Source organism: Acidobacteriota bacterium, from assembly GCA_016208495.1.
In the GTDB taxonomy this organism is placed as follows: domain Bacteria; phylum Acidobacteriota; class Blastocatellia; order Chloracidobacteriales; family Chloracidobacteriaceae; genus JACQXX01.
Window position 1 is genome coordinate 1 of sequence record JACQXX010000060.1, and the last position, 23,493, is coordinate 23,493.

Genomic DNA, 23,493 nt, shown 5'->3' on the forward strand with positions numbered 1-23,493 from the left:
TCATCCGCGACTGCCCTCGCTTGAGTTCTCCTCAGTCTATTTGTCAAAGATCGATGGTCAACTTCTCTTCCAACCCCACCAACTTCTCAATAAACCCGGTTGGATTTTTACAGATTGAGTTCTGCGACACGCTCTAACTACTAACCACTAACCACATTCTTCATTCCATGACTCCTCTTATTGCCTTTCAAGGCGAACCCGGTGCCTATAGCGAAATTGCCGCTGGACGACTTGGCCGTCCCGAAGGTCGCCGCCGGTTTGTTGATGTCTTCGAAGCTGTTACCACCGGACAGGTCGCACTTGGGGCAATTCCGCTTGAAAACAGCCTTGGCGGGACAATCCACGAAAATTATGATTTGCTCTTAAAATATCCGGTGCGAATTGTGGCGGAAACCTATGTCCCAATTAACCATTGTTTGATGGGACTTCCTCAAGCCGCTTTTGAGCAGACCCGGCAGGTTCTTTCGCATCCACAAGCACTTGCCCAGTGCGATGTCTTTCTGGCATCACATCCGGAGTGGGAGATTGTTCCGGCTTATGACACGGCAGGAAGTGCCAAAATGGTTCGGGAGGCGGGCGATCCAACCCGGTTGGCCATCGCCAGCGAACAGGCCGCCAGTCATTACCAGCTCCAGGTCCTGGCTCGCAATATTGCCAGTACCACCAATAACATCACCCGGTTTGGCTTTATTCAAGCTGAAGCAAACCTGTCTTCACTGCCGGTTCCACAATCATCAGACCTGATTTCGACCAGTCGAAAAACCACACTGGCCTTTACCCTCGCTCATAAGACGGGGAGTTTATTCCAGGCCCTGTGTGTATTTGCCTTTCGCGAAATCAATCTCACCAAAATTGAATCTCGTCCCTTTCGTGAACAGGCATTTAACTATATGTTTTATGTGGATTTTATCGAACCTGAGGACCCCAAGGTGAGTGCTCGCGCCCTTGATCACCTGACTGAAATCGCACCCTTTTTCAAAATTCTGGGCAGCTATCCCTGTGTGGGAACAATGGAGTTTTGACAAAGTGACATCTGACAGGATGACAGGATGACAAGGTGACAAAGTGACAAAGTGACAAGGTGACAAGGTGATTTTTTTCATCCCTCATCCTTCATCCCTCATCCCTTGAAAGAGAGCCCTGCCCCCTGACCTCAAAGCACATCCTTACTCTTTAAAACCAGACCGGTCAGGATCAGCAGTACAACAAAAAAGATGCCTAAAATGGCAAAGTTGAGCGGAATGCTGCCATAGGTGGTTCGAAATCCGACATATTCACGTTTGTCATCAGGTGGGTATTCGATTTTGGGGGCTTTGGGGGGATCCCCAAGGGATGGCATCGGACCTGGATTTCCACCGCCGCCATACATGGCATTATCAGCCCGGCGCTTATAGTCGGTGAGTTTTTGTTGTTCTTCCTCTCGGTACTCTTCCAAATCATCTTCAAATTTCTTGATTGCCCGATCATTGGCGGCTTTTACCCGCCCGATTTCTCCGTCTTCGTCATATTCGTCATTGATTCCCCGCATGACATCCAGATCGCTGATGTGTTTGAGCAGGTCATATGACCACATCGCCGGCATGGCAAACCCAATTGCCTCAGATGGACCTTTGTTTGGTAACACAAGTCCCCCGAAGAGAATCTGGGGAATCAAAACCAGCGGCACTAAACTTGTGGCAACTTCCGAAGTTCGAACACCAGCCGAAATCAGCAATCCAATCCCAATTCCGGTCATCGTTGTAAACAACATGCAGAGATAAATCAGCACCGGGTTTCCTGGAACGGCTTCGACCACCGCGCCAACGCCATAGAGCAAGGCACACTGCAACATGCCTATCAAAACCAGGATAATCAGCTTGGAAAAGATATAGGGCAGAATCCCTAAGTTTACCATTCGCTCACGTTTATAGACATTGTTTTCCTTGACGATTTCGCGAGCGGCATTCGAGCATCCAAACCAGAGGGACGACAATGCCAGAATAAAATAGGGGAAATCACGGGTCCAATCATTTCCAACCGCCAGGCCCATCAACAACGCAATCACCGGGGCTTGACCGAGCAAAATCAACAAGTTGAATTTATCAGCCCACATGACCTCAAAATAGCGCCGCGCCAGCACAAACATCTGGCGGAGACTCTGCCATAATGTGTTGTCATTGGTGGCTTTTCGGGGTGGTGGTTGGGCAGGCAAACGCTGCAACCCACTCAACGGCTGAATGATGTATTTTTGATACGCGGTGGATTGCTCAAATTTTCGCTGCCAGCCAATCGCAACCTGGTCGCTGTTTGGATCACCCAGGGTGTCAAACAGGTTTTTAATACTGTGAATGCCAAAATATTCGAGGCATTCCTGCGGTGGTCCATACCACACCAGCCGACCGCGCATCATCACCACGAGCTTGTCAAACAGCTTGACGTTCTCCATCGCGTGGGTGGTCAACACAACTGAATGCCCGGCCTCGGAGATTTGCCGGAAGAGTTGCATAATTTTCTCTTCCGTCCCTGGATCCAGCCCTGATGTTGGTTCATCCAGATAGATAATTGACGGCTTGGTGATCAATTCCACTGCAATTGAAACCCGTTTGCGCTGGCCACCGGAAAGCTGGGAAATCGGCACATTTCGCCGTGATGTTAACCCCGTCACATCGAGCACTTCGTTGATGATGTTGTCAATTTCAGCATTGGATGTGTCAGACGACAGGCGCATCTTGGCCACGTAGAACAGCGTCCGGTAGACCGTCAGTTCCCGATGAATGATGTCATCTTGTGGAACATAGCCAATTGATTGCTTAAAGCTATTGATGTTTTCATACAGGTTGAGGTTATTGACCAGAACTGTCCCCTGATCGGCTGGACGCATTCCGTTGAGGGCATCCATCAGGGTTGATTTCCCGGCACCGGATGGACCAATCAGCCCGACGAACTCATTGGCTGGAATTGATAACCGTATCCGATCCAACAACTTAATCATCCCTGAGCCATCGCGGTTTTTCACTTCCTTGGTGAGGTCAATCACATCAATCCGGGATTGGCTACGCGAGTCAAAGACCACGATTCCGGATGGATCCACCTGCAACATATAGGGCCCAATCTGAACCAGGTCGTTTGGGCGCACCTGACATCGGCTTACTCGCTGGCCGTTCACATACACGCCATTGGTGCTGCCGGTGTCTTCCACCGTCACCGTTCCACCCTGACGAACAAATTTGGCGTGGTGCTTGGAAATCTGCAGGACATCGAGCTGTAAATCAGTGTCAGAGCTGCGCCCAAGGGTGAGTACATCTTTGGTAAATTCTTTGCGGACAACGAATTGGCGGCGTTCACCTGGTGTGGCTCCAGTAGGGGGTTTCTGGCCGCGGACAATCACGGTACCCGCGCCTTCTTCGTGGGCACTGGCAATCACCATCGCAGCCGCCTGGGCCGGATTAACAAATCGAAGTTCTGGTCCGCCAAACCCAAGCTGGATTCGATTTCCATGGCGCAGGGGGGTGGGCGAAGCAATCCGTTGCCCATCCAGCAATGTGCCGTTAAATGACCCCAAATCACACAGCAGATATTCGCCGTTCCTGGCTTGAATTTCAGCATGGCGGCGGGACACGGTGGGAAACACGGCTGGATCCAACCGAATCTGGTTGGTTTCTTCCCGCCCAAGCAGCATCGTGCCGCTACTGGCAAGCTTGAATTGCTCCGTTCGATTCCCATTGAGCAACTCCAGGTACACACTGACCGTAACCGGACCATTTCCGCCACTGGATGGCGGTGATGAAAGGGACGGAGACGAAGGAGGGAGTGAAGGGGTTGACGAAAGTGGAGGTTGTGGTTCAGCCGGAGGCGTGAAACGCACCGAGGCCGGCGGCTGTCCACCACCCCCTTGTGAAACCGGACCAGGCATTCCCGAAGGTGGCCGTGTCATGGGCTGAACTGGTGGCGAAACCGCCGGAATGGCATTTGGACTTGAACTTACCCCGGCGGCAGGAGATGCCAGAGGTAGTGGTGAGACTTCGACTTGCCCGTGCGGATCAAAACTATCAATCCGGATCACCGGGCCACCTTGTCCAAACTGCACGATACACCCAGGTGTCAGCAGTACAGGTCGGTCAATTCGATAATTGTTGACAAATGTCCCGTAGGTACTTTGGAGGTCAGTCAAAACCAGCAAATCGTTATGGAGTCGAATCTCAGCATGCCGCCGCGAAACACCCGCATCATTTTCTCCGAATGCAAGCCGGCATTGGCTGGGATCACGACCAATATAAATTAAAGGGTCGCCAATTTCAGTTCGGGTGTTGGCCAAAGCCCCTTGTAAGTAGGTAATGACAAGTTTCATGGAATTGCCGCCTCAAAGCGCAGACACCAGATCAGCTTTGATCCAGGGCACCGCAGATGGGAATCTGCCAAAGCATGCCACAGGACTTGCACAGACCCATACTGGTCCGGAATCAGGCCGGACAACTATGGATCCAATCACAACCAGGGGTCAAATTTTTGGGAAAGAGATGAGGAACCGTGAGGTTGAATGCAGGCTGGAATGTACTATAGGGCTGGAAGAAGGAACAAGGGGGCGCTTCTGGCTAAGCGGCAAAATGACAAGGGGACAGGGGAACAAGGGGACAGGGGGACAAGGGGACAAGGTGACAGGGTGACTGAAGGACAGATTGTCACCTTGTCATTCTTTGGTCTGCCTGGAATTTCGATGAAATAAAGAACAAGTCAAACTCACTCCAATAGCAAGATAGCGAAAGAGCGAAAGAGCGAAAGAGCGAAAGAGCGAGCCTTGTGATTGGCTACATCGCTGTCAACAACGAAACTCTGTTCAGTGGATTTTCTACTTCGCTATTTCGCTATTCACTATTCGCTCTGCTTGCTACTTCGCTATTTGGCTCTGCTTGCTCTTTCGCTATTCGCTCTACTGATTGGCTGGCTTGCTGTAAGTGGTTGATTTGGTTCCGGATTTGGTCTGTCCGGTTTTATTGCTTGTGGCTGAACCAGTGCTGGTCTTGGTCACTGTTCCATCGCCGTTTTTATCGTAGTCAGTATCCTTGCTCGCGGTTCCGCGTACGCCGGTGGCGGTTCGCGTTTTTGAAGCACTTCCATTACTGGCTGATTTGCTGGTTTGGACATTGCCATATGCCCCGTTGACCTGCGAGTCACGCGAAGCGGTTCCGTTCCCAGCAGTTGCGGTTGTGGTTGATCCGTTCTTACTGGTCCGGGTTTTGGATTTCTGAGCCAAAGTGGCTCCGGTCGTTAAAAACAAGCACATCACGAGCACACTGACGAATTTTACTTTTTTCATAAACAATTCTCCTAAAATAAGTTGTGATAGCTGCATATAATCTGGAAACCACATTCTTGAGTGATTTCCGTACTGCGCAGCACCCTATCAGTGTCTGGGGGATGAACCTATCAAAACGACTTTAGTGACTGCAGTTTGGGTGTGAATGACCAAAAAAGAAGGATGAATGACAATCACTTCAAACTTGAAAAATTCCAAATATTTCCTACTCCCAATGTCTTCAGCCCCAGGCTCAAGATGCTTCAGCCCGATGAACAAATATGGCCGATCACTTCACCGAAAAAGTCAAAACCAAAGCGCTTGAACTGGGATTTACCAAAGTCAGCATCGCGGAGGCAGTTGAACTTACTGAAGAAAGCGCACGCCTGCGCGAATGGCTACAACTCGGATATCACGCCACGATGGGCTGGATGGAGCGCACGGTTGACCGACGCAGTGACCCACGGCTGTTCTTTCCCGAAGTCAAATCGGTGATTGTGGTCGCACTCAATTATTTTCAACCACACCAGCGTTCGGAAGATCCTCAAATTGGAAAAGTCTCGCGCTATGCCTGGGGGGACGATTACCACGACGTACTCACTGACAAACTGCAGCAGTTGCTGGCCTGGATGGAGCAAGAAAATCCTGAAGTTCGTGGAAAAATCTGCGTAGATGCCCAACCAGCCATGGATAAAGTCTGGGCCGTTCGGGCTGGTTTGGGATGGATTGGCAAACACAGCAACCTGATCACCATGGATCACGGATCCTGGGTTTTTCTTGGCGAATTGATGGTGAACCTGCCTCTGGAAAGCACGTCCAAACCGATTCCGGACCACTGTGGAAGCTGTACCGCCTGCCTCGATGCCTGCCCAACTGAGGCCATTGTCCAACCGTATGTGGTGGACGCCCGGAAGTGCATTTCATTTGCCACGATTGAATCGAAAGAAGATTCCTTGAATCTACCTACCGAAGGCTGGATTTTTGGGTGTGATATCTGTCAAGATGTGTGCCCGTGGTCGCGATTCTCCCGACCAACCTCTGAATCCCGCTTTTCCCCGCACGAAGATTTTCAGGCACCTGACCTGGCCCTATGGCAGCACCTGACGCCAGAGGACTTTGCCCGCAAGTTTACCGGATCGCCAATCAAACGTGCGAAGTACCGGGGGCTGCAGCGCAATATCGCCCACGTACAGTCACGATTGAGCGAAACGAAACCGGATGCCCCCCAGCCGGTTCCTGGTTGTGTACCTGAAACTGAAAAGTAAGGAGGTTTGGCCCATGACGGGAGGAAATCAATCTGTTTCCCAGGCCCGAGCGCTGAAACATCAACCACTTCAGACCAAGGACGTGGCAATGCCCCAAGGCGATATCTTTGTCATTGATGACAACCCAATCAATCTCAACTTGCTGGCCCATCTCCTGCGTGAGCGTGGCTATCAGGTTCGGATTGCGACCAGTGGCCGGCGTGGGATTGTGGCGGTCCGCACTTCAGTTCCGGATCTCATCATGTTGGATATCACCATGCCGGAGATGAATGGATATGAGGTCTGTGAGCAACTTAAATCAGATGAATTGTTGCGCGATATTCCAGTCATTTTTATCAGTGCTTTGGATGATGCCCTCGATAAAGTCAAAGCGTTTGAAGTCGGTGGGGTTGACTATGTGACCAAACCCTTTCAAATCGAGGAAGTTCTGGCCCGGATTGAAAATCAGTTGCGGATTTCTCACCTCCAGAAAGAACTGCGCGAAACCAATAATCAGCTTGAACGCCAGCGCGCCCAGTTGCTCGAAGCCAATCAGAAACTCAAAGATGTCGAGCAGGCCAAGGCCGACTTTACGGCCATGCTGGTTCATGACTTGAAATCGCCACTCACCGTTGTCAAAACCATGCTGGACCTGCTCCAGTTTGACGAAATCATCAACCAGGCAATTGCCGACCAGGGCTTGACGGATGTCATGGTGGCTTCCGAACGCAACGTAGACAAAATTCTCGACCTGATCCAGGAAATCCTTGAGTTTTCGCGCATCGAATCCCAGAACCTGAGCCTGGATATTGAACCAGTTAGCGTTGAAGGCATTCTCAATGACTGTGTGATCACCACCAGCGTCACTGCACTCCAAAACCACATCACCGTTGAAGCCGATATTCAGGAAAACCTGCCGCTGACCCTCGGGGATCGAGTCAAATTGGAGCGCGTGTTTTCAAACCTGCTTTCCAATGCGGTTAAATTCACTCCAACCAATGGAAAAATTACCATTGAGGCCCGGCAGATTAACCAGTCTGATTCTTCATCATCAAGTCCGAACCTGATTGCGGTTCACATCAACGATACCGGCGAAGGGATTCCAGCGGAAGAAGTTCCCTACGTCTTCGAACCTTACCGCCAGGCCACCAAACGCAAAGGACGTCTGGGTGTTGGACTCGGATTAGCCATCGTCAAACGGATTGTCACTGCTCACAAAGGCCAACTGTGTGTTGAAAGCCAGCTTGGGATCGGCAGCCGGTTCACAGTTTTGCTTCCAGTGCTTTCCGCATTGAGTGACTAGCGAATGAAAAGCGAGTAGCCAATCAAAGAGCCAAAACAAAATCACCCTGTCACCTGTCACCTGTCACCTGTCACCTGTCCGTTGTCACCGATTTCATCATGTCGTCTGACCACCCTTCGAACCGCACGTATTTTCTGACCTGGATTCTGGCCTTTTTCCTCCCACTGGCTATTGCCACGCTCAGTATTTTCCACATCACCACTCCGCCAGCCGTTATTCCGACAACGGCACCGCCGACTGAATTTTCAGCCGAACGGGCCATGACACATCTCTGGACCATTGCCCAGCGTCCGCATCCATCGGGATCTATCGAACACCAGAAAGTCCGTGAATATCTGGTTGCCCAGTTGCAAAACCTTGGGCTTCAAACCGAAGTCCAGGAAACAACAGCCCTGGTTGACGCCTGGGAGACAGCCGGCACGGTTCACAACATCATTGCCCGACTCCCTGGCACCAACCCAACCAAAGCCGTCATGCTGGCGGCGCATTATGATTCAGTTCCAACGGGACCCGGGGCCAGCGATGACGGCGCCGGCGTGGCGGGTATCCTTGAAGCCATTCGTGCCTTAAAAAGCAACGGCCCGCTTCGCAACGATGTCATTGTGCTTTTCACTGACTCTGAAGAACTTGGCCTGCTCGGGGCATCAGCGTTTGTGAAGGAGCACCCCTGGGCTAAAGACGTCGGCGTAGTGTTTAACTTCGAAGCACGCGGAAATCGTGGGTGTTCGTTGCTGTTTGAGACCAGCGAGCAAAACGGTTGGCTCATGGCGGAAGTAGCCAAAGCTGGGACCTATACCATTGGAAACTCTTTGTTTTATGAAGTGTATCGCCTCCTGCCAAATGACAGCGATATGACGATGTTTAAGCAAGGAGGCATGATCGGCTGCAATTTTGCTTTTTCGCAAGGAATTCTGTTTTACCATTCGGCGCTCGATCACCCGGCGTACATTGAACAGCGGAGCCTGCAACACCACGGCGGGTATATGCTGAACCTCACCCGGCATTTTGGAACGCTTGACCTGAGTAATCCTCCACGACAGGCAAATGTGGTTTATTTCGAACTTCCCTTTGGAAAACTGATCTGGTATTCGCAAATCTGGAATCTCATCTGGTTAGGTGGCTTGATCTTCCTGATACTGGCCGTCGGTGTGATTGGGGTGCGCAACCAGCAGCTTTCCCTGTCAGGGATGTTCCTTGGAATCCTGGCAATGGTGACAGTGTTGATCCCTCCAGCACTGGTAGTGTGGGGACTGTGGAGTTTGATCTATGCTCTTTCGGCTCACTATCAGACATTTTCCTATTTTGAGGATGCCTATCAGCAGCACTGGTATCTCCTTGGATTTACAGCCATTACGGTCGCAATCATTTCATTTCTCTGGATGACCGCCAGCCGAAAGGTCTCGTGGCCCAATCTGGCTTATGGGTCGCTGCTCATCTGGACTGTGCTGGCGATTATCACAACCCGATTTTTTCCAGGCGGGGCGTTTCTGTTCCTGCTCCCAACCCTGACCAGTGCCTTGAGCCTGGGAATTATCTTTTTGCGAAAGTGGGACGATTGGACCACCTGGCAACCTGGGGTGGTGTTGAGCCTGGGAATGCTTCCGGCGCTGTACTTTATGCCGCCGCTCATTTTGTGTCTGGTAGTAGCGTTGACGCTCAAACTGGCCTGGATTGCCATGATTGTGGTTGGGCTGTTGCTTGGGGTATTGCTCCCGCAAATTGGGGTTTTACATCTGACAGTCCCGAACCGGCTTCCCTGGCTGGCACTGGGAGTGGGAATGTTGTGCCTGATTACGGGTGGTTTAAAAACCAAAATTGACCACGATCACCGCCAGCCAAATATGATTTTTTATGCCTTGAATGCTGACACCAGCCAGGCTTTCTGGGGTTCAGACCTGAGCCCGGTGGACGATTGGGAACGCCAGTTCCTTAAAGACAATCCAACCCGTCGCACGCTCCCGGATTTTTTCCGGATGAGTTCAAGTGAATTTCAGGTCAATCCGGCAACCGTGGCGCCAGTCGAACCAGCAACGGTTGAAATTGTTTCCGACGAACGCACAGCCGACTCGCGAAAAGTGCAGATCCGGGTGCGATCTCCGCGACTGGCCGAGCGGTTGTTGTTGTATTTCGAAGAAACCGAACTTCGATCCCTGGCCGTCAATGGCAAATCTTTCCAAAAACTCCCCAAGTTTCAGACTAAATCTGGCCTGAAGTATAACTTTGACTATGTGGCCCCACCCGCTGAGGGTATCGTGATTGATCTCGAAACTGTTGGAAACAATCCCATCAAACTGGCGATTGTGGACCAATCCTTCCGGCTGCCACCACTTCCTGGGTTTATGTTCATCTACCGTACCGAAGAAATGATGCCCAGCATTCGAAGCCTGACCGATTCGACCTTTGTAGTGAAGACAGTGATGCTTTAGGGCTGGGTTTTGGGTTCTGGGTTCTCGAATAAGTCAGTGTGTCTCCCTGTCTCCCTTCTCTTGATTTCATCTTTTGAAACATCTAGCGGGTTTCTGCGCTGCGTAGCGGGACGTGTCAATCCAACCTTCCCCAGCCAATTCCAAATTTCGAATTAGCAGCAGAAACTACAGATTCATGAACACACCTTCCGAATCGCATTTCCCTGGGCGAATCGCATTTAGATTCGTCTTTATCTATTTCATTTCCTATAATTTGCGATTTTTATTAGCTGATCTTCCGTTCATCGAACCCCTTGGCAAACACTATGAAAACACCCTGCGCATTATTGTGCCCTGGGTTGGCAAGCACATCTTGCATTTACAGAATGACATCACCGTCTTTACTCGAGGCAGCGGAGACACAACCTATGATTATGTTCTGGTGTTGTGCCTGATTGTAATTTCAGCCGGAGCAGCCTTGAGTTGGACAGTTCTTGAACGAAAACCAGTTGATTATCAAAAACTCCATCAGTGGCTGCGGGTGTATGTGCGGTACTCGCTCGCGCTGGCGATGATTACTTATGGCGTCGTCAAAATCATTCCCGGAGGTCAGTTCCCCGCCCCAACACTTGACCGATTGTTGCAACCGTTTGGAGACGCCTCGCCGATGGGGTTGCTCTGGACATTTATGGGCGCGTCGAAGGGCTACAACATGTTCGCTGGTGCTGCGGAAATTGCGGGCGGATTGTTGCTCATCACGCCGCGCACGACTTTGCTGGGTTCGCTGGTGTGTTTCGGAGTGCTTACCAACGTTGTCATGCTCAACCTTTGTTATGACGTCCCGGTAAAGCTGTATTCCTTACATTTAGCAATGATGTCAATATTTCTGGTGTTTCCCGACGTGCGGCGGCTGGCGGATTTGTTGCTCTTCAATCGCCCGGTTGAACCAATCGAGCATCGCCCGTTGTTTACCCAGAAACGGCTCAATGTAGCGGCACAGCTTTTTGGCATCGGGTTTATGCTGCTCTTTACTGGCTGGTCGCTGTATGACTTACACACTGAACTCCAGGCAGAAACCAGTCCTGCCGCAAGATCACCATTTCACGGTATCTGGTTTGTTGAAGAATTTGAAGTTGATGGGCAGGTTCGTCCGCCGCTTTTGACCGATGGCGAACGCTGGCGGCGCGTCGTGTTTGATTATCCGGAATGGATGGCTATCCAGTTGGTGAATGATTCGCGCCGACGCTTTTTGTTGGACCTCAACCTGGAGAAGAAAACGCTCACGCTCGGCAACCGGGACAATCCGGACTGGGAAGCCGTGCTGACCTTTGACCGCCCGGAATCAGAAATCCTTTTGGTAGAAGGCGATCTGGACAACTATCATCTCCGCGCCCGGTTGCACCGCATCCCGGAGCCACAATTTTTGCTCAAGAATCGAGGCTTCCACTGGGTCACCGAGTATTCATTCAATCGCTAAAATAAAACTGAGAATGGTTGGAGATTTAGCCAGTTTGTTGGCCTCATTTTTTATTGGTTTCCGCTTCTATAAGGTAGGAATCAAAATCTCAGAAATCTGCTATAGATTTTCAGAATAAGAAACCACGAAACACACGAAATACACGAAAAAGAAATCCAAATCTTTCAATGGTTTCTGAACTATGACCCCGAAAACACCACGGAAATATTTATCTGAAAAGCTATAGCTGGCAAAAGACCTTATTCAGATCTTCCTCAGGTAAGAGGTGGCCCATGTCTGTAGGCTCACGAATTCTTTTGGTGACCAGCAATCCAACACTCCCAACTGAATTGCAGCGCACCTGGCCTGAGCATACTGCAATTCAGTTTGAGTCACTCATCCCCAACTCCGCAGGATGGGCAGTATTATGTCACGGAGATCAACTTGCTGAAGTAATCATCCTTGATCAAGCCTCTTTCAGTCATCAGGACCTGGAATTCAATGAAGAGAATCTGGTTCTCAAAACCAGGGAGTTGTCAGCGCAATCCGAAGTGATTTGGCTTGGTGATGGTCAGGGGTCGCTCAAAACCCAATTCTTGCAGTCAGGTGCTTTTGCTGTTCTCTCACCTCCCCATGACTTCGAAGATCTGATTCATTATGCTCACCAAGCAATCAAACTTCATCAATTCAAACAGGATGCTCAAGAAAAGCGGATTTTAAATACCTTACTGGACCGGGCCACACGGATTCTGAGTGGACATCAGCCAGACGAGGTTCTTGAGAGTATCTTGCAAGCAATTCAAAGCATTGGGTTTGATCGGGTTCGACTCTACACGTTTTCAGATGACAAGCAGTATCTGATCGGACAAAAACACATCGGCATGGACGATCAGTTTTTGCACTTATATCGTCGAATTGATGACGATCTCTGTATCAACATACTGTACAAAAATAACCAGCCGCAAATCTTCAAGCGGGCAGATGGATACCCAATTGTTTTTGAACCTGATGATGGAAACCTCTCCGAGTGGGGATGCGTGCTCATGGTTTATCAGGGCAATAAGATTGGCAAAATCTCTGTTGACAATAAGTTGAGCCGCCGCCCAATCCAGAAGAAAGCGTTGGAATATGTCCAGGGCTTTGCCGAACTGGCGGCGGCGGCGTTCCAAACGATCTGCCTGGTTACCGATGTCAAAACTCGGGTTGAGAACCTCAGCCGGTTTTTGCAGGTTTCCACCACCGTTATTTCAAGCCTTGAAATGGAAAAAACGTTGACCGCCACTTGCCAATCAGCGGTTCAACTTCTGGGTGTTGACCATAGCGGCTTTGTGGTTCGTGCTCCAGACGGTACCACAGCCAGAGTGATGGCGGAGTATCCTGGTCAAAACGCAATTGGCAAAGAAATTCGAATTGCCGGAATTCAGTTGGAAGAAGATCTGTTTCAGCAAGGTAAAGTAATCAATGTGCCGGATGTGACACAAGCTAAAGAACTTAGAAGCGTTCGGAATCTACTTCTGAGTCTCGGAGTTCAGTCATTGTTGGTTGTTCCAGTGGTGATTCGAGGCCGCGTGTTTGGTTCTTTAAGTCTTGATTCCACCAACCGAAAGCGCACATTTACCGATCATGAAATTGACCTGTGTACGGTGTTTGCCAAACAAGTCGCGATTGCAATTGAAAATGCCCGGCTTTATGAAGAAGCCACTCAGCAAGCGAAGGAAAGTACTCGACTGCGGGCGAATGCTGAACGTCACCGACAGATGCTTGATGCATTGAATCAGAAACTTTTTTCGATTCAGGCCATTAAGGAATTACCTCGGCTTCAAAAAGAAACCGTTCGCCTTGCCGCTGAACTCCTGGGATGCAGTGCCGGCGCACTGTTTGTCAACCACCTCCATTCCAGAGAGCTTGAGCTTGTCGCGGAGTACCAGCTTGGCACACACGTGCTGCAAACCCGGTTGTCACACCAGGAAGGATTGGTTGGAGAAGTGGCCCGGCTGAGAAAAACAGCTTCCACTTCAAACTATGCTGAGTGGCCAGAACGCGAAGCTATATTTCAATCCTTTGATTTCCAATCTGCAATGGCTATTCCGCTGATGAGGGCTGGGGAAGTCGAGGAAATCTTGTTTCTCGGCGATCAAATGCGGAAACGCGATTTCGATCCTATTGAGCAGGAAATACTAGAGCGCTTTGCAGCTCGGGCAGCAATTGAAATGGACACTTCCAAATTACTGAGCAATGAGCAGCGTATGCTCAGTTATTCAACGCTCTTCTTAAACCTCAGTACCTTTATCCTTACCTCACAGCAGCTTGATCAGATTTTACACGCCATTTTAACCGTGATCACTGCCGGGTATGGGCTTGGTTTCAATCGTGCAGCATTGTTTTTAAAAGACGGAAACCATTTAGTTGGAAAAATGGGGATTGGGCAATTAACTCGCGAAGAAAATCGGGAGGTTTGGGACAACCTTTCTCATCCACCAGACGCATTTCGGGCTTACCTGGATCAATTACCTACTGAATTTGCCCAAACTTCGGTCTTTGAAATCATTGATGGCCTACAATTGCCGATTGACCTCAGTTCTGATGACTGTTTTTCACAACTTATCTCAGAAAAGATCCCGTATGCCCATCTGGTTCAAAAAGAAGAGCTTGTTCACCTTCCAAAGACTTTTATCCAACATTTGAATCCCTCGGTGGAAGCCATCATCGTACCGCTCAAAGCTCAGGGAAAAATCCTTGGGCTGATTTATGCGGATAACGAGTTCATTGCCGACCCAATTACCGAAGTTACCCGGGAACTTCTTTTGACCCTGGCTGATACGGCAGCCCTGGCGATTCATCGAACCTTGCTCTTTCAGGAAACCGAAGAAGCGAGGCAGCAATTCCAGGACTCTTTGGTTGCCGCGATTGAAGTCAACACCGCTCAGGACCCGGTTGATGTGCTCGGAGATGTTGTGGAGCGGATTTTATTTGCCGAACGGGCGTCTCGCGTGGATTTGTTTTTGATTGATCAAGCCACGAAGGCCGCGCATTTGTTGGTCACGGTTGGAGAAGATCGCGATGATGATTCTTTCGATGAACTGATACGCCCAGAAGGTATCTCAATCCAGGTCTTTGAAGCAGGTGTTCCACAAATTATTCCGGAGATTGAAAAAGAGCCGCCAGGCCGATTAAATCTGAACCTGCTTGGGTCAACCTCCAAAGCTGCCTTGTGTCTTCCTTTTTCCCTCCCAGAGCGCAGAATTGGGGTGGTGTGGATTCTGTATGATTACCCACGCTCTTTCCCAGAATATGAAGTGACGGCACTGCAACACTACATGAATCTTGCCGCGTTGATATATCAGTTTAAGCGACGGAGCCGCAGGCAGGAAGCCTTGAGACAGGTGTCAGAAGCCCTGGCGAAAGTTCAAAATCTGGCGGAAACCCGACAACAAATCATTGAAGGCGTAGAAGGCATATTTGAAGCCAGTTCGGCGGTACTCTGGTCATATAATTCAGAACAACAAGCCTTTGACCCGCAAACCTCCGTAGTGGCTGGAATTTCAGATGAACTCTGGAACAAATTACAAAAATTCCCTCCGCGCCCAGAGGGTATGACAGCGACGATCCTCCAAAGAGGCTGGGTTGGGATTTCAGTGGTTGACGAGCATCAATATCCTTCGCTGAGTCCAGATATTCAGCAGTTGTTGAAGGAGGTCCAGGCTGTCAGCTTCCAGGGAGTTGCTCTCAAGGTGGGTGAAGAGATTTTTGGTGTGCTTTATATTAACTCTGACTCAGTTCAAAGCTTTTCCGAGGAAGCTCAACAAATTGCACGCTCTTTTGCCAGTCAGGCAGCGCTGGCATTGAAGAAAGCCAGATTGATTGAAGAATTGGAAAAAATCAAACAACTGGCTCAACGCATTGCAACCGCCATGACCCAAAATATTGACTCCACCCTGGAAGCCATTGCAGCGGGTATTCAGGATACACTCCGATGCGATGCCGTTACCCTGTATCCTTATAAAGAAGACGCTGTTGGTTCACGAACCGGGCGTATCAGCCATACCCCAAAATTTATCGGTGTGCGGAATCCAGACAAATGCGCTCGTCCTTCTGAAGTGACACCAGAATCAACGCTTTCCCGGATGCTTCACGAATTACCAGCCATCTACCCCGTACCGGATGTTGAACAGGATCCCTTGTTTTATCAGCGCTTTGCCCAGGAAGAAAAAATTCTATCGTGTGTTGGTATCCGTCTGGAAGTAAATCATCGCATCGTCGGCATTTTATTTGTCAACTATCGCACTCGACATCAATTTACTGACCAGGAGGTTGAAAATATTACATGGCTGGCCAATCTGGCGGCCATTGCCATCAGCAATGCACAACTGTTTTATGAGATTGAGCAAGAAGCCAAAATCCTGCAAGCCTTGTACGGCACCACAGAACCAACCAGGGGCTCATTGTTGAATCGGACATTTGAGGAAATCGTCAACCAAGCCTGTGAACTCACCAATATTGAGCAGGGGATTATTTATGCGGACATCCGGCTCGTTGAAGGCGAAAAGACCATCCTCAAAGCGTTCTTTCCCGAATCTGAATTGAGTGAACCTGCGCGACGGAATGCAGTGATTGATTTGCGAGACCCCAAAATTGGAGTTACCGGTCGTGCAGTGAAAGAGAAAAAAATACAAATCGTGCCAGATGTCTCAGATGATCCTGATTATCGGGAATCTCACCCGGAAACCAGATCTGAACTGACTATCCCTATCTTTCATGCCGATACCGTGGTTGGAGTGATCAATGTTGAAAGTAACCAAGCTCATTACTTCAAACTCGAACATTTATCAATTTTGATCATCTTGGCAGATGTAGCTGCTTTTGCCATCGAAAAAGCAGCCATGACGGAGCAGCTTATTAAAGCTGCAATGAAGGAAGAAATCATTAAGGAAAAAGCTCGACATAATCAAATTCTCTCATTGACGTTCGGTGGAATTGCCCATGAGGTAAAGGGTCATAGCATTGCCATCAAAGACAATGTAGAAGATCTGGTCGAGCGGTTTCGAGAAGGGGAATCCGTCTCTCAACAAGAAATTCTTGAAATTCTTGATCTTACTGAACGACATGCATCATCAATGACCCACATCGTCAATGATTTTCAATGGTTTGTGCATTCACATCGAGATACAACCGATGAATTTACTGAAACCGTTGATTTGGAAGATTTGATCAAGAGCGCCATCAAAGAAACAAAAGATCGTCTAAAAATAGAAGACCCGAATCCTTTACAGGTAAAAACAAAAACTGAAACGTCCATCATTCTTTCTTGCCGAGCTAATTTGCTTCGCCGAGCTATTATAAGCTTACTCGTAAATGCAGTGGAAGCTATTCAATCCATTAGCAAAGAGCTAAAAGATGGGGACGTTTGGGTTGAATTGGGTAAAAATCAGAATTCTACTCATTGTGTCATTTCAGTTTTTGATCGAGGTCCCGGCTTCTCTCCCTCGGAAGACCTGTTCGAACCTTTTTTTACAACCAAAGGTAGTCGGGGGCTAGGACTAGGGCTGGCTATTTGCAAGTTCATTATCGAAGCACATCGAGGAAGTATTGAAGCAGCCAAAAACGAATTGGGAGGCACAGTTTTCATGGTTACCTTACCAGTCCAACCTTTTTCTACACTCAATCAAAACTGAGGAGAAAACATTATGAGTGACATCACCATTCTAATTGTTGATGATCTGCCTGATCACCGCAGACCGCTCAGAAGAAGGCTTGAAACCAAGTTGAAAGTTCGTGTTTTGGAAGCTGATGGCCAAAAAGAAGCCTGGGACATTTTACAAGAACATCACCAGAATATTGCTCTGGTTGTGGTTGATCTTCATATGAAGACAGGTCCTGACGAAGGAACCCAACTTATCGAACAAATTGTCAACTCTGGGATGGATTGCCGGATTGGTGTTCGAACCGCTCATGGAAGAATAGATGATCAGGTTCTAAAAACTAGAACTCCAAGAGTTGATTTTTATGCGAAGAAAGATGATGGGATTGACTCATTACTTCAATATATTCAATCAGCTATCAATAGTTTACTTGACTTAAAAATTGCTGATCATCAGATAAATCAGAAGCACCAGGTCTTAGAAAGATTAAAGGAAAGCCAAAACATCCGGTGGACAGTTCTTGAACCCACAACAGATATTTCATCTGACTCTTCCTCTCAGGAAAAAATTGCGATACGGCTGTTTTTTGAAATGTGCAGTTGGCAATCAGCAAAATTCAGCACTCAGGAAGGTACTTTTTACAAAATCGAGGCAGAGGGAACGCGCCAAACAACCTCAGTTGGTTCTCCCGCACTCTTTGAGGCAATTCAATATATTGCACTGCCGTCTCCGACTACGGATCTTACAGCTCACGTTGTCGCTGGAACTGAAATTTGGCATCCCTGTGAAGGTAAATTTCGCATTTTGCCTCTTCCTGCACCATACATTGAGGGCCAGGAGCCAACTTATCAAATGAACCTTGGGGTTTATCTCAAGAATCAATTTTTACCGGAGGCAAATGTAAGGATCCAAAAGGAGAGCATCTTTTTTGATGGAGTACCCTGCGCATCTGTTTCTATTATCCCAGTGAGGCACAACCCTCGGGTTGGAAATCTTGAGATTCTTTCTTCAGTAGAGCTTGAAATCAATGGGAAGTCACAACCAGGTAGTGCTGACCAAAAGTTCCAGCCCAAGATAAACTCACCGCTACAAACCATTGTTTTAAATTGGGCAAATGCTTTGCGAGGATATACAGCTAAATCGTCATCTCGACTAACCTCAATGGCTATCAATTCCGAATTTGATGAAACAACAGACACACTTAAAATACCAGATTTGCCTGCCTTACCAACAAAACCAAATTATTGGATTTTTGGGACTCAAAAAGGCATTGAAGCCATTCAACCACTTCTTGATGAGCGCGGGAAAACTTTTAACGTCGTGCCGTTCATTCTTGGGGAAGGAAGACTCTCGTTCTCAAGTGACCTCTCCGCTGAGGAAAAAAGAAAGGCGATTCGGGACTTTTTACAGGAACAATCAGGTGAAACGACCAAACCCAATGACCGACCGGATTATGTTCTGCTGGTCGGCAATCATGAAGTTATCCCTCATTTTCACTTTGTGGAGTATCATTGTCTTGGTGACGGCACGCTCGACAAAAAAACTCGTCAAGAAATTCAAGGAATTCCGATCTTATCCGATTCGCAGTATACCTATTTCCCCGAGATCACTGATGATCCAGGCCCTCGCTTTGCCCTGGGACGGTTGCCGTTCAATGACCCTCAAAAACTGAGAGACTTGTGTGTCAACTATGTTGCAGGAAAGTTTTGCACACAACTTTCCAATCAATGGAGATTTTTTGTTGGCCTGGATCACGTTAAGCCAAATAAATTTCAACGGCATATCGAAGACCGAATCAGGCCGCTGGTTGGAAATAATGCTGATTTTCTGTATTTAGATAGTATGGTTGACCCCAACCGTATGGTTGAACTTGCGCTACGGAATCCCACCCGGTTTGTTACCTATCGGGGTCATGGTTCGTGCATTGAATGGCAAATCAACCCAAGCCTCAAGCCAACTTTTTTCCAAACACGTCATTTATCAGAAAAAAACTATGCAGTTCAGGGAGTAATGGGAATCGCCTGTTGTACCAACGCGCTTCGCCTTCATCCAGCAACCCAAGTCACGGGAAACAGCCGGTGCAATTTGGGCTATTGCAACACTCATCAAGAGCCGTTTGGCTATACCTGGGTCAAGAATCAGCTTTCTCCCTGGTATCTTGGCTCGACTTCTAAGAGCTTTTCGTTGGCCAACGATGTGTTCCATGAAGAGTTGGTTTGTCAATTGATTAAACCTTCTGTTTCAACCATCGGAAGTGCTTTCCGCTCTGCTTTAATTGAATTCTTGAAAACGACTGAGATGGAGGTTCAACCTCATGTCCGTGACAGTGTGGCGATGTACTTATTAATCGGCGACCCAGCCTGGCCACTGCAACGCTAGTTGGATAATCATAATTTTTAGAATCAATCGTTTACAGGTGAAACTGCTCGTTCGAAACCGTCTTGCCTTGCTGTCGTGAAAGGAGTAGTATGGCAACCCCGATATTAAAAGTTGAAGGTGACATGATGTCAAACCGTTCTTGGCTTGCAGTCGTGCCAGGGGGGGAAATCAATCAAGCTCCGTTGCGTGAACTTTCATATCAACCCGACCTGACCGACACTTCACGTGTTTGGATTCGACTCAATTACCAGGTGAAAGGGTTTTGGATCCATTCGAATCACACAACTTCCGACCAAACGATCCATATTCCAGGCGTGCGAGTAATGGCAACACCGGGCGCTCCCAAGCTGCCGATGGATGTGTTTTCAATTGCCATCCCTCGCAAAAGCCGTGTGTCTCAAGATGGACTCCGAGTCGAGGTGCGTCAGCAAACCAGTGTTCCAGGCACGTACCGGATTCCTCCGGAGCCGCCATTTCAACTCGAACGTGAATCTATTCCAGCAGCTCCGGATCCTGTGATTTACGAGTCTGGAGCGTTCTTCCCTGAGACAGTGGCGGCTTGCGGCAAAGTCTATACTATTGATGGCATGAATCAGGTGGTCATTTCTGTTTTTCCAATTGCCTACGCACCTCAACTCGGGCAGTTGATTGTAAGGAATTCCATTCAGGTTTCCCTCCTGTGCTTGAATGGCAGCGCTTACGCGCTCGACGAAGTGAAATGGCACTCTCCGGCAGTTCAAAGTATCGTCGGATACAATCATACATTTCTTCGGTCTCGATTCTCTGGAACAACCCGGCCAAGCGGCCCTGTCGCTGCTATCTAAAGGTACACCATCGAGTTATTACCTCAGATTGATCTGCCATTCCTGGTCAGACAGAGGGAATGTGTGTTTCTAAGGCGCAAATAACCCACACCATAAACACCTGAAGAGAAAAATACCTGTGGTCATTCAATCTATTTTCCGTCTTCATTTTCTCACTAATTTATACAACGGTATCTAATACAAACCTTCTTTAAAAAGCTATTTAGTAATTTTATCAACTGAACGAGTTAAATAAAGTCAGCGCCCTATTTCTCCCTGGGGTTTGGATCGCTGAACGTCCAAACCACCCTTCAACCCATCACCAATACAAGGAGTAATGCAGTATGGCTAAAGTACGTGTGCTTGTTGAAATTACACATTCTCAACCTGAAGCCTTTGCGGTTCGGGCTAGCTTGTTTGATTCTCCGGTTGACTCAGTCCGGGCAAGTGAAGGTTTATTAACGAATTTGGCTGGCTTTGGACTTGAGGTCACTGATGAGTTTCCACCGGTCCCCATGTTTGCCGACACTGTGGTTCAAGCGGAAACCGTTGGGTTTTCAGCGTTTGACAGCCCGGAAACAAGCCCTGATGCTGAAGCGGCATCAGTGGTCGTATCCTGTGAAGTCGAACGGTCCAAGCTTCAGGAACTACAGGCTCAAGCTGGGGTTCAAGTTTGGCCAGATGCCGAGATAACACTTTTCCCGGATGAATGCTGTTCCTGTAGCCTTGGATTCGAAAGTGATGACACAGAACATCCCTTCGATCTGGCTCGATCAAATGGCGGAACTGACTGCCGCCCATTTCGCCCAGGAGTTTCAATCCAGGTCATCCGCCAGTTGCTTTCAGTTGGAGCAGTGTGGAGAGATGGGTTTCGAGGTCAAAATATTGTCGTTGGAATCGTTGATGAAGGAGTCAACGGCCAGGTATACCCAGTGGTAGGCGGCTTTAGTTCTTCAGGTAGCCCTCGGCCAGGCAGTGCGGCCATTACCAGCCACGGCTCGATGTGTGCGGCTGATGTATTGGTCGCCGCCCCTGCCGCCAAATTATATGACTACCCGTTTATGCAATCTGCCTACTCTGGAACATCATTGCGCATGTTTCAGGCAGCACTGGATCAACGCCGTTTGGATGGCACACCTCATATCTTGAACAACAGTTGGGGCTTTCGCTGGGTTTCACAAGCCAGTTCTCCCGCCCACCCCAATTGGGATGCCAATCACCCATTTAATCGAAAAGTGCGTGAAGTTGTGGCTTCAGGTGCGGCTGTGTTCTTTGCGGCTGGCAATTGTGGCCAGCAATGTCCAAGTGGAAACTGTGTTCCTGGCGAGATCGGCCCAGGAAAATCCATTCTTGGACCAGGCAGTTTAAAGAATGTCATCACTGTCGCCGCTGTTAACAGCCGGCATGAGCGAATCGGATATTCCTCACAAGGTCCAGGATATTTCACCGCGCAAAAACCCGATATTGCCTCATATTCTCATCTGTTTGGCAATTTTGGCCCAGGTCGCCCCGGCGGTAACGATCCTCCCTTTGACAACGGCACAAGCGCCGCAACTCCGGTGGCAACAGGTGTTGCCGCGCTTTTAAGAAGTGCGCTGGGACCAATTCCGCCAGAACAGTTAAAACAGGCTTTGATCCAAAGTGCCATTAATCTTGGCGTACCTGGTTGGGACACGGATACCGGATTTGGAGTCATCAATGCTGGCGCTGCCTATGCTCTCTTGCGTCGGTAGCGGTTCGGGGATAAGGTAAAAGTCTCCTATGTCTGGAGTCACCACAATGACAAGGACTAAGCTCATGTCATTTTCCAGATCGCTAAAGCTATGGGAGTAAATTACCTGAGCGTTGGAGGTATGTATATGAAATGGTTGGTTTCAACTGTCCCCTCTATTGACCAAACTCAAATCCAACACAAACTTGCCCAATGGGATGCAACTTTAGATAACGAGATGCCACCAGTCAAAATGGACACGGGAGAGCAGGTTTTTGAAGTTGAAGGGCCACCTACTTTACCAGAGTTAGCTTCCCACGATGAGAGCATCGTATCAGTTGCCCCCAATGCGGAAATCGAATTGTTCTCTCGATTCTAAACCGCTTCAACAGAAGTGTTCGGCAAACTAATTGCTCAGGTTAAGAAGCCAGGATTGGTAGTCATTCAGGAATCCAGAGTGCTGAAAAACCCGCTCGCACGCGAGTGGCGCTGACTTCCAAGTCATCCTTATTTTGTTTCCTGCAACAACTTTGTCCAAACACTTCTGTTCCCTACTGATTTCTCATCAAGGATTTACTGAATAATCTCCCCTTCAGTCTTAAACCTTCGGTTGCTGGAATGAAACCGTTCGATCTTGCGTCGAATATCATTGCCAATGTCCTGGATTTCTTTGAAATCACTTTCGCTGAGATGTTTTTTGAGAATTTCAAAAACCTTGCCGAGTTCAACTCCATACTTGCCGAGCAAAATCTCAATATCGCTTTCGTAAATGCTGACCTTTTCAAGCCGTCCCTGACGATAGAGTGATGGCAATGCATAAAACTTCAGAATCAAGAGCCCTTCAACCGTCGCGCAAGGAATTGCCTTCCCGCCAAAATATCGCACTGTGGCGTATTTCTTTTTGATCAGATTGAACAATCTGTTCTTTGTCAAAAGGAAGTCAACTTTGAGCCCTTGAAACCGCCCATTGACGAAGGTCTCGGTTCGATTTTCAATCGAAATTTCGGAAAGCGAATTCAAATCTTTTGTGCTGATAATAAAATCAATATCTTGCGTGTTTCGGCCTTCAAAATAGCTCAGGAGTGCCACTCCACCCACAAGGAGAAATGAGATTTTTTTGGCTTCGAGGGTATTGAAAAACGCTTCGATAATCTCGGGCAACGCATGGGCCGAGGACGCCTTGCCTTCCCAGTTCTTCATATCAAATAAAACCCCATTTTTGATGATCTCTCCAATTGTGATATCCATATTCTTTTCTTCACTTTCCAGATCAACCTGGAG

At 48.6% G+C, this 23,493-nt stretch carries 13 protein-coding genes; 10 read left to right on the forward strand and 3 right to left on the reverse strand.

The window, feature by feature from the left end; translation table 11 throughout:
* Nucleotides 1-167: 167 nt before the first annotated feature.
* Nucleotides 168-1,022, forward strand: coding sequence for a prephenate dehydratase (gene pheA, locus HY774_10930; protein ID MBI4748994.1), 855 nt, complete (start codon nucleotides 168-170; stop codon nucleotides 1,020-1,022).
* Nucleotides 1,023-1,153: 131 nt separating this feature from the next.
* On the opposite strand, the gene HY774_10935 is transcribed toward pheA, so the two are convergent.
* Nucleotides 1,154-4,327: an FHA domain-containing protein gene (locus tag HY774_10935; protein ID MBI4748995.1), complete on the reverse strand. Its 3,174-nt coding sequence runs from the start codon at nucleotides 4,325-4,327 to the stop codon at nucleotides 1,154-1,156.
* A 579-nt stretch (nucleotides 4,328-4,906) separates the two neighbouring features.
* Entirely contained in the window at nucleotides 4,907-5,293 is a 387-nt protein-coding gene (locus tag HY774_10940) for a hypothetical protein (protein ID MBI4748996.1), read from the reverse strand.
* Between the two features lie 260 nt (nucleotides 5,294-5,553).
* Here HY774_10940 and queG point away from each other — a divergent pair, with 260 nt between their 5' ends.
* The 9 genes from queG (at nucleotide 5,554) to HY774_10985 (ending at nucleotide 22,591) form a co-directional block, all read left to right on the forward strand.
* Nucleotides 5,554-6,537, forward strand: a complete 984-nt coding sequence (gene queG / locus HY774_10945; protein ID MBI4748997.1) for a tRNA epoxyqueuosine(34) reductase QueG — start codon at nucleotides 5,554-5,556, stop codon at nucleotides 6,535-6,537.
* Between the two features lie 13 nt (nucleotides 6,538-6,550).
* Nucleotides 6,551-7,819, forward strand: coding sequence for a hybrid sensor histidine kinase/response regulator (locus HY774_10950; protein ID MBI4748998.1), 1,269 nt, complete (start codon nucleotides 6,551-6,553; stop codon nucleotides 7,817-7,819).
* 98 nt (nucleotides 7,820-7,917) lie between these two features.
* Nucleotides 7,918-10,245, forward strand: coding sequence for a M20/M25/M40 family metallo-hydrolase (locus HY774_10955; protein MBI4748999.1), 2,328 nt, complete (start codon nucleotides 7,918-7,920; stop codon nucleotides 10,243-10,245).
* A gap of 175 nt (nucleotides 10,246-10,420) precedes the next feature.
* Nucleotides 10,421-11,701 carry a hypothetical protein gene (locus tag HY774_10960; protein MBI4749000.1) on the forward strand — a complete coding sequence of 427 codons (1,281 nt, stop codon included), beginning with the start codon at nucleotides 10,421-10,423 and terminating at the stop codon, nucleotides 11,699-11,701.
* Between the two features lie 272 nt (nucleotides 11,702-11,973).
* A complete protein-coding gene (locus tag HY774_10965; GenBank protein ID MBI4749001.1) occupies nucleotides 11,974-17,352 on the forward strand; it encodes a GAF domain-containing protein in 5,379 nt (1,792 codons plus the stop codon).
* 12 nt (nucleotides 17,353-17,364) lie between these two features.
* Nucleotides 17,365-19,698: a response regulator gene (locus HY774_10970; GenBank protein MBI4749002.1), complete on the forward strand. Its 2,334-nt coding sequence runs from the start codon at nucleotides 17,365-17,367 to the stop codon at nucleotides 19,696-19,698.
* 125 nt (nucleotides 19,699-19,823) lie between these two features.
* On the forward strand, nucleotides 19,824-20,522 hold the full coding sequence (locus HY774_10975; GenBank protein MBI4749003.1) for a hypothetical protein: 699 nt from the start codon (nucleotides 19,824-19,826) through the stop codon (nucleotides 20,520-20,522).
* Nucleotides 20,523-20,845: 323 nt separating this feature from the next.
* Nucleotides 20,846-22,234: a S8 family serine peptidase gene (locus tag HY774_10980; GenBank protein ID MBI4749004.1), complete on the forward strand. Its 1,389-nt coding sequence runs from the start codon at nucleotides 20,846-20,848 to the stop codon at nucleotides 22,232-22,234.
* A 126-nt stretch (nucleotides 22,235-22,360) separates the two neighbouring features.
* Nucleotides 22,361-22,591 carry a hypothetical protein gene (locus tag HY774_10985; protein MBI4749005.1) on the forward strand — a complete coding sequence of 77 codons (231 nt, stop codon included), beginning with the start codon at nucleotides 22,361-22,363 and terminating at the stop codon, nucleotides 22,589-22,591.
* 194 nt (nucleotides 22,592-22,785) lie between these two features.
* Here the strand turns inward: HY774_10985 and HY774_10990 are convergent, their stop codons facing one another.
* Nucleotides 22,786-23,460, reverse strand: a complete 675-nt coding sequence (locus tag HY774_10990) for a hypothetical protein (protein MBI4749006.1) — start codon at nucleotides 23,458-23,460, stop codon at nucleotides 22,786-22,788.
* Nucleotides 23,461-23,493 lie beyond the last annotated feature (33 nt).

Bases quoted from the DNA above. Each gene is read 5' to 3' on its own strand.
- pheA (MBI4748994.1), top strand. From the start codon at position 168: ATGACTCCTCTTATTGCCTTTCAAGGCGAACCCGGTGCCTATAGCGAA.
- HY774_10935 (MBI4748995.1), bottom strand. From the start codon at position 4,327: ATGAAACTTGTCATTACCTACTTACAAGGGGCTTTGGCCAACACCCGA.
- HY774_10940 (MBI4748996.1), bottom strand. From the start codon at position 5,293: ATGAAAAAAGTAAAATTCGTCAGTGTGCTCGTGATGTGCTTGTTTTTA.
- queG (MBI4748997.1), top strand. From the start codon at position 5,554: ATGGCCGATCACTTCACCGAAAAAGTCAAAACCAAAGCGCTTGAACTG.
- HY774_10950 (MBI4748998.1), top strand. From the start codon at position 6,551: ATGACGGGAGGAAATCAATCTGTTTCCCAGGCCCGAGCGCTGAAACAT.
- HY774_10955 (MBI4748999.1), top strand. From the start codon at position 7,918: ATGTCGTCTGACCACCCTTCGAACCGCACGTATTTTCTGACCTGGATT.
- HY774_10960 (MBI4749000.1), top strand. From the start codon at position 10,421: ATGAACACACCTTCCGAATCGCATTTCCCTGGGCGAATCGCATTTAGA.
- HY774_10965 (MBI4749001.1), top strand. From the start codon at position 11,974: ATGTCTGTAGGCTCACGAATTCTTTTGGTGACCAGCAATCCAACACTC.
- HY774_10970 (MBI4749002.1), top strand. From the start codon at position 17,365: ATGAGTGACATCACCATTCTAATTGTTGATGATCTGCCTGATCACCGC.
- HY774_10975 (MBI4749003.1), top strand. From the start codon at position 19,824: ATGTCAAACCGTTCTTGGCTTGCAGTCGTGCCAGGGGGGGAAATCAAT.
- HY774_10980 (MBI4749004.1), top strand. From the start codon at position 20,846: ATGGCTAAAGTACGTGTGCTTGTTGAAATTACACATTCTCAACCTGAA.
- HY774_10985 (MBI4749005.1), top strand. From the start codon at position 22,361: ATGAAATGGTTGGTTTCAACTGTCCCCTCTATTGACCAAACTCAAATC.
- HY774_10990 (MBI4749006.1), bottom strand. From the start codon at position 23,460: ATGGATATCACAATTGGAGAGATCATCAAAAATGGGGTTTTATTTGAT.